Source organism: Sphingorhabdus sp. (assembly GCF_044354325.1).
Classification (GTDB): domain Bacteria; phylum Pseudomonadota; class Alphaproteobacteria; order Sphingomonadales; family Sphingomonadaceae; genus Sphingorhabdus_B.
On the sequence record NZ_JBILAF010000017.1, the window covers coordinates 1 to 14,836 of the forward strand.

Genomic DNA, 14,836 nt, shown 5'->3' on the forward strand with positions numbered 1-14,836 from the left:
TTGGTCGGCTTTGTATGTGCCGTCCAGCATCATACTCTGTATTTGGCTGCCCGACGCTAATGTTTGCGAGATCTGGCCAAGGACTATGCCTTCGATATCTCGTGCACTGACACGTGAGGCTCTGCAGTCTCCCAGGGATTCGTACCGATTAGCGTAATAATGGAACCTTCGATTACCCTTTTGCGTATGAGTCAGAACCATCGGCGTTCCTTCCGCATTGTAAATCAGACCAGCCAGCACACCTGTTCTGGCGCTGACCTTGCGCGAGCTGCCGCCCTGCCCTTGCTTTGCCAATTTGACTTGAACTTGGTCCCACAGCTCTTCAGCAACGATGGCTTCATGCTCGCCTTCGAAGGCCTCACCCTTATGCACGGTCATGCCGCGATAGATGCGATTGGACAGAAGGTGATAAAGATTACCGCGCTTGAAGTGGACCCCGCCTCTCGTCCCGCCATCTTTGCGCTGCTGTATTTTGGTATGGCTGTCGTTCTTGGCCAATTCGTCGACCAGTTCAGGAACTGAACTTGCTTTGAGGTAAAGTTGCATGATGTGCCGGACCTGTTCGGCTTCGACCGCATTGACCACCAACTTCCGGTCGATGACGTCATATCCCAGCGGAACTGGGCCACCCATCCAAATGCCTTTGCGTTTTGACGCATAGATCTTGTCGCGGATACGCTCGCCGGTCACCTCACGTTCGAACTGGGCAAAGGACAAAAGCATGTTGAGCGTCAGCCTGCCCATACTTGTCGTAGTGTTGAACGACTGGGTAATCGACACAAAGCTTGCGCCCTTGCGGTCGAGTATGTCTACGATCTTTGCAAAGTCTGAGAGCGAGCGGGTCAGCCGGTCAATCTTGTAGAGCAGAATAATATCGACTTTGCCTGCTTCGATATCTGCCAACAGCCGTTTAAGACCTGGACGCTCCAGATTGCCGCCCGAGAACCCGCCATCATCGTAGCGGTCCTTCACCACTGTCCAGCCTTCGTGACGCTGGCTTAAGGCATAAGCGGCACAGGCATCATATTGGGCATCTAGGCTATTATACTCCTGCTCAAGCCCATCTTCGGTCGACTTGCGGGTGTAGATGGCACAGCGGACCATTTTCTTTGTACGGTCCATATCAGGCTACCTTCGCGGCCAGGCCAAAGAAGCGTGGACCCGACCAATGGGCACCTGTGACCTTACGCGCAATTTCTGAAAGCGATCCGTAGGTATCATTATCCCACTCAAAGCCACCCTCGGTTGCGGTTACTGCGATGGTCTTGCCGTTCCATTCGCGAACAAACCTAGTTCCAGGCAATATGGGGCCGAGACGTGAAGGCTTGGGCGCGCTTGTTCCGCCCTTCCCATTCAACCTGTCGAGCTCCCGCTTGATGTAGGAAGGCAGTTTGCCATACACCTTTTCTTGCAGCCGATAGGCAATACCCCGCCGGAGAAGGTCAGGAGAAATATTGGGGGCAACGTTGCGATAGACCTCATGCCAGCGAGAACGCAGTTCGGCAGGTTTCATGGTAGCAAGGCGGGCCAGTTCCAAGCTTACACTGTTTGTCATGGGTGGTTCTCCTTGATCGATGCAGCATCATGCTGCCCCACCACCCAAAGCCCGGCTGATCGCTCTGCCAGGTCTGCCGCCGCCTTATGCCGGGGCGCTTGAACATGAGCAGCAATGCTCGACTGCGCATAGAAGTCGAATGGATTGTGCACTCAGTAGGCAGAAATTTAGATTATTTGAGCACTTAGAGCCGTAATGGCAGCTAAGGCGGCTAAACTAAGCCTAATCGTGGGGCGAGGCTTAGCCTAGGCATTGAAACGGATGTCAGCTTTGCGCCCAACTGTGGCCATATGTAGATCCAGCTAGCTTATCCAAAAGCGGACGTCCCATTAGATTGATTGCCGTATTCAGCGCTTAACCTTGTCAAACAGGTCAATAAGCTCGTTAAACTTTTCGCGCTGCTCGGTCAAATCACCAGACGCGATTGCATCGGCGACACAGCATGATGCATGATCTCTAAGGATTGTACTTTCTACCTTAGCAAGCGCGGACTTCACCGCTTGCACTTGATGCAGAATATCAATGCAATAGCGGTCATCAACAACCATCTGAGAGATGCCACGCACCTGACCCTCGATCCTTTTCAAGCGATTAATGGTGCTGCTGCGATCTTTGGCCATAAGCGTAAATGCTCTATTGATATACCCTATGGGGGTATCTTATAAGTCGGCCGTTAAGAAGGATGCAAGCGTAAATGAATACCTCCATAACGCGACGCGGTATATTAGCTGGATTGGGTGCTGGCGCAACTTTGGCAGCTGTCCCTGCATGGGCACAGGGCCACAGCATGCGCAGGCACAATGGACCACCAATCCGAGTCGGTTTTGACGAAGTCAGTGGTGAAATCATTGACCTTGCGGTGGCCGGCGGTCGACGGAATGTCCAAGGCCGAAGTGGTCATGGTATCGCGGTTAATGGAAGCGTGCCGGGACCGCTTATACGGCTGCGCGAAGGGCAGAATGTCCGTCTTAACGTAACGAACCATCTGAACGAGGACACCTCAATTCACTGGCATGGGCTTCTGGTTCCATTTCAATATGATGGTGTTCCGGGAGTTAGTTTTCCTGGAATTAAACCGCACGAGACCTTCACCTATAACTTCCCGATACGGCAGTCTGGCACTTATTGGTATCATAGCCATTCTCATCTGCAGGAACAATCGGGCCATTATGGTCCGCTCATTATTGAACCTGCTGGTGCCGAACCGGTTAGCTACGATCGCGATTATATCCTCTTGTTAAGCGAATTCACACCGCTTCACCCGCACTTCATAATGAGCCGCCTGCGCACTGGTGAGGGCTATTTCAACGACAAACTCTCAAGCTGGACCGACAAATATCCTATGTCGGGAGCAGAAAGACGCATGTGGGCAGAAATGCGCATGCTTCCGACCGACATCGCTGATGTAAGTGCGCCTACATATACCTATCTTGCCAACGGACGTGGCGCAGAGGAAGGCTTGGAATATCTCTTCCGTCGCGGTGAACGCATCCGCCTGCGCGTCATCAATGGCTCCGCCATGACCTTTTTCAATCTGCGTATCTCCGGTTTACCAATGACGGTTATTGCTGCGGATGGGCAGAACGTAAAACCTGTTGAGGTTGATGAACTACAGATTGCAACTGCTGAAACTTATGACGTTATCATCGAGCCGGGCAAGGCTGATGCATATGCAATAGTCGCCGAATCTATGGACCGATCAGGTATGGCGCTGGCCATGCTAGCTACCGTCCCCGGTGCGAAAGCAAGCGTACCGCCACTACGCGATGCACCTTTGCTAACCATGGGCGACATGGGCATGAACCATGGACCTACTGCAAGTGAAATGGCGGCAGGGCATGATGGACATGCAGGAATGCATCATGGCGGTGGCGGGGATGCGAATGCCGCTAAGAGCCACAGCATGGATGGCATGAGCATGCGCGATAAATCGCTTTTGCCACCCGATGTCGAAATTGGCCCTGGCCTCGATATGGTGTCTATGGCTCCGGTCGATAAAATGGGCGACCCAGGGATAGGGCTGCGGGACGTCAAACATCGCGTGTTAAACTATCGCATGCTGTCAGCGCTTGAGCCCAATCAAGATACACGTGAGCCGTCGAGGTTACTGGAGATCCATCTGACGGGCAACATGGAACGCTATATGTGGTCGTTCGACGGCCGCATGTTTAGTTCAGTTGACGACGTCCCAATCCGCTTTGCCTGGAACGAGCGCGTGCGTGTCAAGCTGGTGAACAACACGATGATGGCGCACCCCATTCACCTGCATGGTATGTTCTTCGAACTGGTGAATGGCGAAAGCGCTATGCACCAGCCGCGTAAAAATGTTGTTGTGGTTCAACCAGGTGCAAGTGCCCAGTTTGATTTGACAGCCAATGAGCCGGGGGACTGGGCATTCCATTGTCATCTTCTTTACCACATGCATGGCGGCATGATGCAGACAGTAACGGTTGTAGGTCCAGAGGGCGCAATATGACCACATTACCTCTAATTGCTGTTACCTTAGTCGCCACCGCATTGTTATCGGTGCCTGCGCGTGCGCAAAACCATGGCGGTCACGATGAACAGCCAGGCTTTGCTCCCGGAGCGCAGAGCAGCCCACCAGTGAAGGCCGACCTCCATGCTGGTCATTCGCCATCTGTTGTTAATCCTACACCCGCTATGGACCACAATATGATGGACCATGGCGCTATGGAGCACGGTTCTGCGAACGATACGGCAAGCAGCACTGGCGTGTCACCAGGTCCAATGATGGAAACCCCACAACCCATCGAAGCCGGCAGTGGTCCTTCGCGCGCAGCTGACGCAATCTGGGGTGCGGACGCAATGTTCGATTCCAGAAAAAGTCTGCGGGAATCGCATGGTGAATTTCCAGTATTCTGGTTTCAGGGCGACCGATTAGAAGCCCAGATTCGCGGTGGTCATAATGGCTATCTGTGGGATTTTCAGGGCTATTATGGCGGACCGACAAGCCGCCACTGGTTCAAAAGCGAAGGCGAAGGTGGTTTCGGCAAGGCGCTTGAAGATGCTGAAGTCCAAGCTCTCTATTCGCGCGCAATAGCACCTTTTTGGGATTTTCAGCTTGGTGTGCGGCAGGATGTGGCAGGAGATAAAACTACACATGCCGTTATCGGTGTGCAGGGGCTAGCGCCGTATATGTTTGAAGTCGACGCGGCGATGTTTGTATCGCATCGCGGTGACGTCACGGCGCGCGTTGAAGCAGAGCTTGACCAGCGCATCACACGAAGGCTGATTTTACAGCCGCGGGCAGAAGTTAATTTGTCTGCACAAAACGTTCCGCGCTTGGGGATCGGCGCAGGCATCGACAGTGTTGAAGCTGGCGTCCGGCTTCGGTACGAGATTACACGAGAATTTGCACCTTATTTAGGCGTTGAACAAAGCTGGCGTGTGGGTCGCAGCGCCGATTTTGCAAGGGGCTCGGGTGAGGTCCCCTCGGTCACAAATTATGTTGTCGGCGTCCGTTTCTGGTTCTGAGATAAAAGGATAATGTTATGAAATTTTTCTCCCTGATTGCCAGTCTCGCACTCGGCTCAGCAGCGCTTGTCAGCCCGGCCGCAACGTTAGCGCATAGCAAGATTGTGTCATCAACACCTGCCGAAGGGACCACCGTCGCGAAGCCGCGAGTGGTTCAGTTAAACTTCTCTGAAGGTATGCTCACGCCAACTGCCGTTGCCAGCATCGTAATGACTGACATGCCTGGCGTAAAAAACCATGGTGAAATGATAATCCGCAATTTCACGCCAAGCTGGTCAAACGATAATCGGACCTTAACTCTGAGCTTGCGCCAACCGCTTCGTGCAGGAAGCTATGAAGTCCGGTGGCAGGCGGCCGGTGCAGACGGTCACCGCATGATCGGAAAAGTCAGCTTTAAAGTCAGCTAATCCGTGACCATGGACGGCTGGCTATATCCATTATTGCGTTTTGCCCATTACACGCTGTTATTGGGTCTATTTGGGATAACGGCTTTTCGCTGCATCGGGTTACGCGAAACATTGGCGCAGCAGTCTAAGCGTAAGAATAATGGTGCACTGGCAGTTGCTGCGGTGGTGGCACCTGTCCTGACCATCACATTAATGTTTTTGAGTATCGCCGCCATGATGGCGCAGCCTGTCTGGCAACTAGAATGGGCCACAATCGAGGCGATGGTGGTGTCGACCAGCATTGGATGGTCGTTTCTATTTCGGCTTGGGCTTCTTAGCGCTGCCGCTTTTACTTTGATTCTATTTGGCAGATTAACATTTGGAGCGATAGTTGCAGCTTGTTTGTTTGGGCTGGCCCTCACCACGCTTGCTTGGAACGGCCATGCTGCAGCAACAGAAGGCACGTTGGGCACAATACACAGGTTAAACGATGCGGCGCATCTTTGGGCGGCTGGTTTATGGCTTGGCGCAATTGGCTGGTTCGTTTATTTGACCCGCGTTGCTTCCCGCAGACCGGACATGATCGCACCTATCGCCTTGCTTTCTGACATGCATAGGTTCGCTCCGCTGGGTGTTTTTCTGGTTTTCGCTGTTAGCTTCACGGGACTGGTTAATGCGCATCTTATTTTCGGTTTGGATAACAGCGCAGACGTGTTGAGTACGGATTATGGTTGGTTGTTTGCCGCAAAGATTTCGCTAGTTGGCATCATGCTGCTGTTCGCTGCGCGGAATGCCATTCTTGGACGGCGACATTCAAGAATATACCAAACCCCAGCTGACGATGTTAACTCCACTTTATCAAAACTACGGACCAGCCTTGCAGCAGAGGTCACATTGGCCTTAGCAGTTCTCGGGCTGGTTGCTTTCATCGGCACTATGTCTCCGTTGGGCCACTAAATCCTGCCAATTACGGTTACCAAAACGAGGGGTAGAAGATTATGAAAATCCAACATGCTTCAGCGGTGCGAACAGCACGCCTTCTGGGATTAGCCCTGACCCCATTAATGTTGGCAGTTGTTCATCCTGAAGCTCATGCAATGTCATCAGCGACTAACCCGTCACTCCAATCGGATACTGCCAATTTCGATACGCCAACTGACGTTGTAAATGCGTTCCATGCGGCGCTGAAGCGCGACGACGCCACTGCGGCGCTCAACCTAATGGCTGAAGATGTCGTCATTTTTGAGTCCGGCGGGGTCGAACGAAATCGTGCCGAATATGAAACCCACCATCTCAAGTCCGACGCGGCCTTCAGTGCAGCGACAACGAGAACGCCCGTCAGCCAAACGATCGCTTCCTACGGAAACCTCTCATCCGTTATGAGCGTTGAGTTCGTAAAAGGAACCTTCCGTGATCGCCCGATTAATAGTCGATCGGTTGAAACGATGGTGCTGCGCAAAACCGAAGGGCGGTGGCGCATAATTCATATTCACTGGTCATCATCAGCCATTCAGAGCAAATAATGTCGAAGACTTCGGGGAATATAATCATCCCAAAAGGCCAGGTTATTTGCGGCCGTTCTGCTATGCGCCCAAATGCAGACGTTAGGCTACCGACTAACGTATCCTTACAGCCGCCACTGATGTGGCCAGTGGCAAGGATAGCCCTCTGCGTGAATAACATCTCAATTTAGAAACTGATTATGCCTGCAAACTCTCTTCGTTTCTTACACCAGATTTGCAGTTTGCATGGTTGCCGGTTCGCCCACCGATCTTTTTTCACGACCGTGGATTAGCCGGTAGAGCGCAGGCAGCACGATCAGTGTCAGAATCGTCGAAGAGATAATCCCGCCAATCACGACGCTGGCTAGCGGTCGTTGCACTTCTGACCCTGCGCCTACATTGAGCGCCATCGGGACGAAGCCCAATGAAGCGACTAATGCTGTCATCAAAACCGGACGCAGCCGTGTCAGCGCGCCTTCACGGATTGCAGCATCAAGATCCATCCCGCGTTCCCGCAAATCCTTAATAAATGACAGCATGACAACGCCATTCAACACAGCAACGCCAGACAGTGCAATAAACCCGACGCCTGCGGAGATCGACATCGGAATGTCGCGTAGCGCCAAAGCTGCAACGCCGCCGGTGAGTGCGAGCGGAACGCCCGAGAATACGGTGGCAGCGTCTTTGGCTGAGCCGAACAGCGTGAACAGCAACCCGAAAATCAAAAGCAATGCGAGCGGCACGACAATCTGGAGCCGCGTAGCCGCCGACTGCAATTGTTCAAACGTCCCGCCATATTCGACATAATACCCCTCGGGGAGTGTTACCTCGGCGTCAATCTTGGTCCGCAGCTCAGCGATGAACGATCCCAAATCGCGGCCTCTTACGTTTGCAGTGATAACTGCGCGGCGTTTGCCATTTTCGCGGCTGATCTGGTTAGGGCCGACCGAAAGCTCTATGTCGGCGACTTGCCCGAGCGGCACGAAACCCGCCGCGCCGTTGCCGCCAATGGGGATTGGCAGACTGCCAAGCGCATCGACGTTGGTGCGTAGCTCTTCAGGAAGCCGGACGACGACATCGAAGCGTCGGTCGCTCTCGAATACTTGTCCCGCCGCACGTCCGCCGGTTGCGGTCGCGACTGCGTCCTGCACGTCGCTCATGTTGATGCTATAGCGTGCGAGCATGTCACGTTTGGGGGTCACGGCAAGTACGGGCAGGCCCGTCACTTGCTCGATCTTGACATCCTCGGCACCGGAAACCGAAGCGACGACTTCTTCCACCGCGCCGCCGCTTTCGAGCAACTGGTCCAGGTCGTCGCCGAACAGCTTGACCGCAACGTCGGAACGGACGCCTGCAATCAGCTCGTTCATCCGCATTTGCACCGGCTGGGTGAACTCATAATTGTTGCCGGGGATTTCCGAGACAGCTTTGTTCAGTTCAGCGACAAGCTGCTCACGCGGTTTGCGCGGATCAGGCCAGTCTTTGCGGTCTTTCAGCATGATAAAGTTATCCGCAACCGAAGGCGGCATCGGATCGGTTGCAACATCGGCTGTGCCGATCTTGGCAAACACCCGTTCAACCTCTGGAAATTTGCGGATGCGTTCTTCGAGCGCACGTTGCATGTCAATCGCTTGGCTAAGGCTCGTGCCGGGAATGCGTAGCGCGTGCATCGCAATATCGCCTTCGTCGAGATTGGGAATGAACTCCGAACCTAATCGGGTGGCGCCTACGCCCGCAAGCAAGACAAGCGCCACAGCGCCGCCGATAATCAGCTTGCCTCGCTTCATAGTGGCATCGAGCAACGGGGCATATTGGCGATTGAGCCAACTCATCACACGGTTTTCTTTTTCCTCAACGCGGCCCGTCACCAACTGCGCGATAGCGGCGGGAACGAGGGTCAGCGCGAGAAGCAACGCTGCGGTCAGTGCCATGACGACCGTGATCGCCATCGGATGGAAGGTTTTGCCTTCGATTCCCGTTAGTGCAAAGATCGGCAGATAGACGACAGTGATGATGATAACGCCGAAAATGCTTGGCTTCATCACCTCGGTACTAGCGCTTGCGACCAACCCAAAGCGTTCATCGCGGTCCAGCAAGCGGCCAAGCCGATGCTGCGCCTCGCCCAAGCGGCGTAAGCAATTCTCGACAATGATGACTGCGCCATCGACAATCAAACCGAAGTCCAGTGCTCCCAGACTCATCAAATTTGCCGAGGTCCGCGTCTGCACCATGCCGGTCAGCGTCATCAGCATAGCAACAGGGATAACCGCCGCCGTGATAAGGGCAGCGCGGATATTCCCTAAAAGAAGGAACAGCACGACAACAACGAGTAACGCACCTTCGGCGAGGTTTTTCTCAACTGTCGCAATGGTACGGTCGACCAATTCGGTGCGGTCGTAGAGCGGGTGCGCGACTACGCCCGCTGGTAGCGATTTTGTCGCCTGTTTGAGTCGCTCGGCTGCGGCTTGCGCAACCACACGCGGATTTTCACCAGTGAGCATGAATATCGTGCCAAGCACGATCTCACGGCCATTTTCGGTCGCCGCTCCTGTGCGTAGCTCGGAGCCGATAACGACCTCGGCGACATCGCCGATGCGGATCGGGACACCGCCGCGCGTCGCAACTATGATCTGCGACAAATCAGCTTCGTCCTTTGCCTGACCCGGCACTCGGATCAGTATCTGTTCGCCTGCACGCTCGACGTAGCCTGCACCCTTGTTGGCGTTGTTGGCTTCCAGCGCCTCGACAATATCCGTCAGCGATAATTTGAGTGAAGCGAGCTGCTGCGGGTTGGGTGTCACATGATATTGGCGCGCATAGCCGCCGATGGTGTTGACCTCGGCAACCCCGGGGATTGTCCGCATCTGCGGCCGCACAACCCAATCGGAAAGCGTGCGTAAATCGCTTGGGGTATATTCTGAACCATCGGGTTTGCGCGCGCCGGGCTTCGGCTCGACGGCATACATGAAAATCTCACCAAGGCCTGTTGCAAGAGGACCAAGCTGCGGCTCAATCCCCGGCGGTAGTTGCGACTTCGCCGACTGGATCCGCTCATTGACGAGCTGGCGCGCGAAGTAGGTGTCGGTGCCGTCTTCGAATACGACAGTTACTTGACTCAATCCGTAGCGTGAGATTGATCGCGTATAGGCAAGTTTCGGGATACCAGAGATTGCGGTTTCGATGGGAAAGGTAATGCGCTGTTCGGCTTCGAGCGGTGAAAAGCCCTCCGCCTCGGTGTTGATCTGCACCTGAACATTGGTGATGTCCGGTACAGCGTCGATAGGGAGCTTGGTCGCGCTATAGACGCCGAGCGCGCAAAGCAGCGCGACGACAGCAAGCACGAACCAGCGCTGGCGGATGGAAAAGCCGATGATACGGGCAAGCATGTCAGTTATCCCCGATCAATGGTCATGGCTCGCGCCCGACTTTTCGATGTCGGCGCGAATGAGAAAGGCTCCCTTAGCGGCATAAGGCGTACCGGGCTTGATGCCCGAAAGCACCTCGGTCCATTCAGGCGACTTCCGCCCGAGTTCCAGCATGCGGACCTCGTAATCCTGTCCATAATTGGCAAAGACCACCGTGAAGTCGCGGAAGCGTTGCAAGGCTTCGGTGCGTACCGCCAACGGCACCTTAACCGCGTTGATCGTCACACGACCACGAAGCGCCATACCGGGACGCAACCGCCCACCTCGATTGGGGACCGACGCCCGCATAAGCGCCGTGCCTGCTTCGGCATTGCCGTCGGGCAGATATTGGCCGAGACGTGCCGCCGCGATTGCCGTGCCTTCCATCGTATCGATCTGCACCGCCATGCCGGGCTGGATCGCGCCCAAATCCTTAGGGAAAATATTGAACACGACCGTCGTCTGCGCAGGGTCAGTAATGACGTAGAGTGCGCGGTCAAAGGTCACATCGCCGGGGTTGCCATTGCGTTCGGCAACGACGCCGCTCACCGTCGAATAGACCGGATAGACCTGCAAGGACTCGCTCGACTCGATACGCGCGAGCAACTGGCCCCGCTTCACAGTGTCGCCGACCTGTTTTGTGACCGAGACAATCCGACCCGGAAACTGTCCGCGTATCTCCGACCGTGCGGTCGTCGCCAACTGGACTGTCCCATATAGCTCGCGCGTCTCACCGATCGTCGCAGGGCCGACAGTCTCAATCTCGATGCCACCGGCCTTGGCGGCATCAGCCGTAATCCGTGTGCGGCCTTCGGGGCTCGCATAACGCCAGACATGGCGTTTGCCGCCTTCGACCGCGACAACCTCGACATCGAAGCTGTGGGGTTCCTCGACCACGCCTTGGCCTGTCAGATAGTCCTTCTCGGCCTTGAACGGGAACGTATTGACCTCACCGCCCAGCCGCTTGAGCGTCACTGTCAATTGCACGGTCTTGGCATCGACTGGTTTGCCGTCCTTTGTCGGATAAACCCGGAACTGCGGCGGCACACCGTCCTCGAAGATGGTTATTTCAACCGCGAAGTCGCCATCTTTCAAAAGTCGGCCGTTGTGCGGCCCTTTCGCTGGTTCGCCTTCCTCGCCATGCTCCTCGGCGGGTTCGCTGCTGCTGTTACAGGCTGCCAAAGGTGCGATGATAAAAAGCGCTACGGCAAGCCGGGTGATGATTGTCTTTTTCATGGATTAGTCCCCCTGTCGGCAGCGGCGTCAAAGCGTCCGGTCAGCCGGTCTATTTCTGTTTGAAGATCACGGGTGCGAATAACGGCATCGAGCCATTCAGCCTGCGCCTCCACAATGGCATCAGCGGCACCCTGCATATCGCGGAACGTGAAGCCGCCGCGCGCATAGCCATCGCGCACTTGGCGGAGTGCCTTGGTCGTCTGCGGGTAAACCTCGCGGACGATGGCATCCGCACGCGCACGCGCAGCGTCGGCTTCCGCCCCAAGACTGGCCAGACGGCGTAGCCGGTCAAGCCGCTCAGCCTCGGCAGTCAGTTCGATGCGCAGTTTTTCGGCCTGCGCCTTGGCGATATTGCCCTGATTGCGGTCGAAGCGTCCCAAAGGAATCGTAACACCCGCAACCAGTGCCACATCATTGGTCCCGCGCAGGAATCGCGCCCCTCCATTGACAGTGTAATCCGGTCGCGCCCGCGTCTGTTCCACTGCCACTGCTGCCGACGCCCTCGCGACCTCGGACTGCGCAAGTTCCTCATCGGCAGTCGCAAGTTCACGCGCTGCTGGAATACCCGCTAAAACGTCACCGACCGTTTCGACATCCTCAGGCCGACCGTTCCAATACGCGGCAAGCGCCGCGCGCGCTCCCTGCTGGCGCGCCTGTGCCTCGGTCAGATTAAGCCGCGCTTGCGTTACCCGTGCCGATGCGCTCGTCTCGACGAACAGGGGGTCTTTATATCCGCGCACACGCCGCAAAGCCTCGCGCTGCATCTCGACTTCGACACCCAGCCGAGTTTCCGCGATCTCGACGACATAACCGGCGATCACAACGTCGAGAAACGCACGCTGGACAGCGCTGACAAGTTCAAGCCGCACTACCCGCAACGTTGCTTCGGCAACACCGATGTCGCGTTCTGAATAGGCGACACGCGCGTCACGTTTGCCGCCGCGCTCGATCGTCTGGCTGTAGGTTCCAGTGATCTCGGCTTGGCCGAACACATTATAAGGTCCGCTGCCGACTAGGTTTTCGCCTTCGACGGTTATAGTTGGGTTGGGCCGGACGCCCGCTTGAACACGTCCAGCTTGTGCAGCGGCTATCTCAGCCGCGCTAGCGCGGATCGATGGTGCGGCGTCGATGGCCTTGGCTATGGCCTCATCCAGCGTGATCGGCTTCGCAACGGCAGCCGTAGACGGAAAGGCCAGCGCCGCCGCTAACAAGGCGGTGCGCAATTTGGGGAACATATTAAAACTCCTGAACCGAATGACACGTTAAAGGGCCGGGCGCGAGGCCGGCCCTAACGGCGCGGTTCAGGCAGAGGGTGGTTCGGTGGGTGGTGCCTGACTAAAAGAGGTCAGCGGGTTGGCACGGTGGAACGACAAGAGCGCCTTTGCGGAGGTTGTAGCGGGCGCAAGGTTAGCCGTGCGCGCGTCGAGCGCGGTCGGGCAATGATGATGGTGCAGACTGTCGCCCGCGCCGTCATGCGAAGGCGCTTCGTCCCCGTGATCGTCGGCCATCGCGTCATGACTAATGCTCACGCCACGTTCTGTATGATGGGTTCCCGGTTCTTCATGTGCAATTACAGGCGCATGAAACGTGCTCGCGACAAAAGCGACAACAAGAATCAAGCGGGCGAGTAGATGAGACACAGCTTTTCGCTTAGTCGTGCCTCGCAATTTGGTCAAATGGTTCGTCATTTGCAACTTCCTAAACTGCCGTCGGAACATTAGGAGGCCGTCCGCTTTGGGAGGATTAGGCTCGGAAGCAGACAGTCAGCTCGCGGCCCAATTCATGCCATTTGCAATGACCTTCTCCAATGACCGCTTTCGGGATTTTCTTGGTGCGCTTTGAACGTCGTCAATTGGGCCGGAAGCGGACTGACCAATTAAAGTCTAAAAATATGAAATGCAGCCATTCGAGCTCTAGCCTAAAATATGCATGCAATTTTCAGCATGGCTGTTTGAATACAAGGGCTGCCATGGCAGCGATTGCACTGTTGGTGCAGTCATGCCGACGGTGCCAACTTAGACGTCTTTGGTGTCAGGAAGGCTGACCATAAGAAAGAGTGTCGCCGAAATGACTAGCGCGATAATTCCTGTAAGTTGTGAAGGCGCATAACTGCCGAACCAGTCATAGACGTATCCAATCCAAAGCATACCAGTAACATTGCCAATCCACCCGAGGCCAACCAGTGCCCCATAAATAGAGCCATAATTCGCGGTCGCGAAACGATGGCTTACAAAATAAGCAAATATGTCGACCTCGGCACCCAGTTGCATACCGATGAATGCAGCGGCGAGTAGAGCGGCAGGAACAATGCCGTGTGTGACAAGCAAAACGATAAAGCCCGTGATAGGAACCAGTGTCAGGATGAAGGAAACACTGCGCGGCTCAAACATGTCAAGCAACCACCCACTCGCCAATTTACCTACAAACTGCCCGCCTGCAAAGAATGAAATCGCCAGTATAGCTGTTCCTGCATCTACCCCCTCGTCCACAATGACAGGTACCAGCTGGCTAACCATTCCGGCAGTCGCTAAACTCATAGTGATTAATGACAGTGCCAGCAGCCAAAAATCCCGCTCGAACATGAAGTTTTGATTATCTTCCCGTGATGATTTGAGCGAAGTGCCTGCCTTGTGCAATGTTGCTGATTTAGGAAACAGCAGAAGAACAGCTGGAATGCCAATTAGAACTGAAGCAACTGCAAAACTCAAGAATGACGGCCGCCATCCCCAAGTTTCCAAAAGCCACTGCAATACAGGTGTGGTAGCTATTGTGACTACCGTGGTACCTACTGCCATCAATCCAAGGGCCTTACCTCGGTGGGCTATAAAATGCTCAGTAATCGGTCGGCTTAAAACCACCGCGGTTGACCCAATCCCAAAGAACCCAATTGCTGCAACGGTCATCCCAATGTGGAATAGATTGCTGGCGAAAGCGGCGGCCAAGAAATATACGCTAGCCGCTACTAGTGTGCAAATAACGAAAACGGTCCGTACTCCAAACCGGTCCGATATACGACCAAAGACCGGTGCGCCCAACGCAGCAGTAACGATTAGGGCTTGGGCAGATGCTACCTCGCCTCGACTAACATTTAATTCCTGCGCCAGCGGCAGAACAAACATTGAGAAGTTGAGCAATACTGCGGCGAGACCCGTTCCGGCTGCAATTGCTGCCCCCAACACGATGCGCCAACCGTCTCGGAATTCATCCTTTATGTTGGCCAATTGTTCCATCGGATCAACGTACCCTAAAAAAAAGTCA

The 14,836-nt window shown here is 55.0% G+C and carries 13 protein-coding genes; 5 read left to right on the top strand and 8 right to left on the bottom strand.

Annotated elements, in window-relative coordinates; all coding sequences use genetic code 11:
* The 3 genes from ACIQ0G_RS02950 to ACIQ0G_RS02960 all read right to left on the bottom strand — a co-directional run.
* Window positions 1–1,122 (bottom strand): recombinase family protein (locus ACIQ0G_RS02950; RefSeq protein WP_397576627.1); only part of this gene is annotated, 1,122 nt, incomplete at its 3' end.
* A 1-nt stretch (window position 1,123) separates the two neighbouring features.
* Entirely contained in the window at window positions 1,124–1,555 is a 432-nt protein-coding gene (locus ACIQ0G_RS02955; protein ID WP_397576628.1) for a DUF2924 domain-containing protein, read from the bottom strand.
* Window positions 1,556–1,902: 347 nt separating this feature from the next.
* Window positions 1,903–2,175, bottom strand: coding sequence for a metal-sensitive transcriptional regulator (locus ACIQ0G_RS02960; protein WP_397576629.1), 273 nt, complete (start codon window positions 2,173–2,175; stop codon window positions 1,903–1,905).
* 74 nt (window positions 2,176–2,249) lie between these two features.
* Here ACIQ0G_RS02960 and ACIQ0G_RS02965 point away from each other — a divergent pair, with 74 nt between their 5' ends.
* The 5 genes from ACIQ0G_RS02965 to ACIQ0G_RS02985 are packed head-to-tail and all read left to right on the top strand — an operon-like array spanning window position 2,250 to window position 6,959.
* Window positions 2,250–4,031, top strand: coding sequence for a copper resistance system multicopper oxidase (locus ACIQ0G_RS02965; RefSeq protein WP_397576630.1), 1,782 nt, complete (start codon window positions 2,250–2,252; stop codon window positions 4,029–4,031).
* The gene (locus ACIQ0G_RS02970; RefSeq protein WP_397576631.1) at window positions 4,028–5,050 is read left to right on the top strand and encodes a copper resistance protein B; all 1,023 of its coding nucleotides are present in this window, start codon (window positions 4,028–4,030) and stop codon (window positions 5,048–5,050) included. Before ACIQ0G_RS02965 ends, ACIQ0G_RS02970 begins: the two co-directional genes overlap by 4 nt.
* A 17-nt stretch (window positions 5,051–5,067) precedes the next feature.
* Window positions 5,068–5,457: a copper homeostasis periplasmic binding protein CopC gene (gene copC / locus ACIQ0G_RS02975; RefSeq protein ID WP_397576632.1), complete on the top strand. Its 390-nt coding sequence runs from the start codon at window positions 5,068–5,070 to the stop codon at window positions 5,455–5,457.
* A 9-nt stretch (window positions 5,458–5,466) separates the two neighbouring features.
* Window positions 5,467–6,393, top strand: a complete 927-nt coding sequence (gene copD / locus ACIQ0G_RS02980) for a copper homeostasis membrane protein CopD (RefSeq protein WP_397576633.1) — start codon at window positions 5,467–5,469, stop codon at window positions 6,391–6,393.
* A gap of 41 nt (window positions 6,394–6,434) precedes the next feature.
* The gene (locus ACIQ0G_RS02985; protein ID WP_397576634.1) at window positions 6,435–6,959 is read left to right on the top strand and encodes a YybH family protein; all 525 of its coding nucleotides are present in this window, start codon (window positions 6,435–6,437) and stop codon (window positions 6,957–6,959) included.
* Between the two features lie 203 nt (window positions 6,960–7,162).
* Here the strand turns inward: ACIQ0G_RS02985 and ACIQ0G_RS02990 are convergent, their stop codons facing one another.
* The 5 genes from ACIQ0G_RS02990 to ACIQ0G_RS03010 form a co-directional block, all read right to left on the bottom strand.
* On the bottom strand, window positions 7,163–10,324 hold the full coding sequence (locus tag ACIQ0G_RS02990; protein ID WP_315471417.1) for a CusA/CzcA family heavy metal efflux RND transporter: 3,162 nt from the start codon (window positions 10,322–10,324) through the stop codon (window positions 7,163–7,165).
* 15 nt (window positions 10,325–10,339) lie between these two features.
* Entirely contained in the window at window positions 10,340–11,578 is a 1,239-nt protein-coding gene (locus ACIQ0G_RS02995; RefSeq protein ID WP_315471418.1) for an efflux RND transporter periplasmic adaptor subunit, read from the bottom strand.
* Window positions 11,575–12,813, bottom strand: a complete 1,239-nt coding sequence (locus tag ACIQ0G_RS03000; RefSeq protein WP_315471419.1) for a TolC family protein — start codon at window positions 12,811–12,813, stop codon at window positions 11,575–11,577. Before ACIQ0G_RS03000 ends, ACIQ0G_RS02995 begins: the two co-directional genes overlap by 4 nt.
* Window positions 12,814–12,879: 66 nt before the next feature.
* On the bottom strand, window positions 12,880–13,107 hold the full coding sequence (locus ACIQ0G_RS03005) for a hypothetical protein (RefSeq protein ID WP_397576635.1): 228 nt from the start codon (window positions 13,105–13,107) through the stop codon (window positions 12,880–12,882).
* A 486-nt stretch (window positions 13,108–13,593) separates the two neighbouring features.
* Window positions 13,594–14,808, bottom strand: a complete 1,215-nt coding sequence (locus tag ACIQ0G_RS03010; RefSeq protein WP_397576636.1) for an MFS transporter — start codon at window positions 14,806–14,808, stop codon at window positions 13,594–13,596.
* Between the last annotated feature and the right edge of the window lie 28 nt (window positions 14,809–14,836).

Coding starts and splice junctions, on each gene's coding strand:
- ACIQ0G_RS03000 (WP_315471419.1), bottom strand. CDS start 12,813: ATGTTCCCCAAATTGCGCACCGCCTTGTTAGCGGCGGCGCTGGCCTTT.
- ACIQ0G_RS03010 (WP_397576636.1), bottom strand. CDS start 14,808: ATGGAACAATTGGCCAACATAAAGGATGAATTCCGAGACGGTTGGCGC.
- ACIQ0G_RS02965 (WP_397576630.1), top strand. CDS start 2,250: ATGAATACCTCCATAACGCGACGCGGTATATTAGCTGGATTGGGTGCT.
- copC (WP_397576632.1), top strand. CDS start 5,068: ATGAAATTTTTCTCCCTGATTGCCAGTCTCGCACTCGGCTCAGCAGCG.
- ACIQ0G_RS02995 (WP_315471418.1), bottom strand. CDS start 11,578: ATGAAAAAGACAATCATCACCCGGCTTGCCGTAGCGCTTTTTATCATC.
- ACIQ0G_RS02985 (WP_397576634.1), top strand. CDS start 6,435: ATGAAAATCCAACATGCTTCAGCGGTGCGAACAGCACGCCTTCTGGGA.
- ACIQ0G_RS02970 (WP_397576631.1), top strand. CDS start 4,028: ATGACCACATTACCTCTAATTGCTGTTACCTTAGTCGCCACCGCATTG.
- ACIQ0G_RS02955 (WP_397576628.1), bottom strand. CDS start 1,555: ATGACAAACAGTGTAAGCTTGGAACTGGCCCGCCTTGCTACCATGAAA.
- copD (WP_397576633.1), top strand. CDS start 5,467: ATGGACGGCTGGCTATATCCATTATTGCGTTTTGCCCATTACACGCTG.
- ACIQ0G_RS02990 (WP_315471417.1), bottom strand. CDS start 10,324: ATGCTTGCCCGTATCATCGGCTTTTCCATCCGCCAGCGCTGGTTCGTG.
- ACIQ0G_RS02960 (WP_397576629.1), bottom strand. CDS start 2,175: ATGGCCAAAGATCGCAGCAGCACCATTAATCGCTTGAAAAGGATCGAG.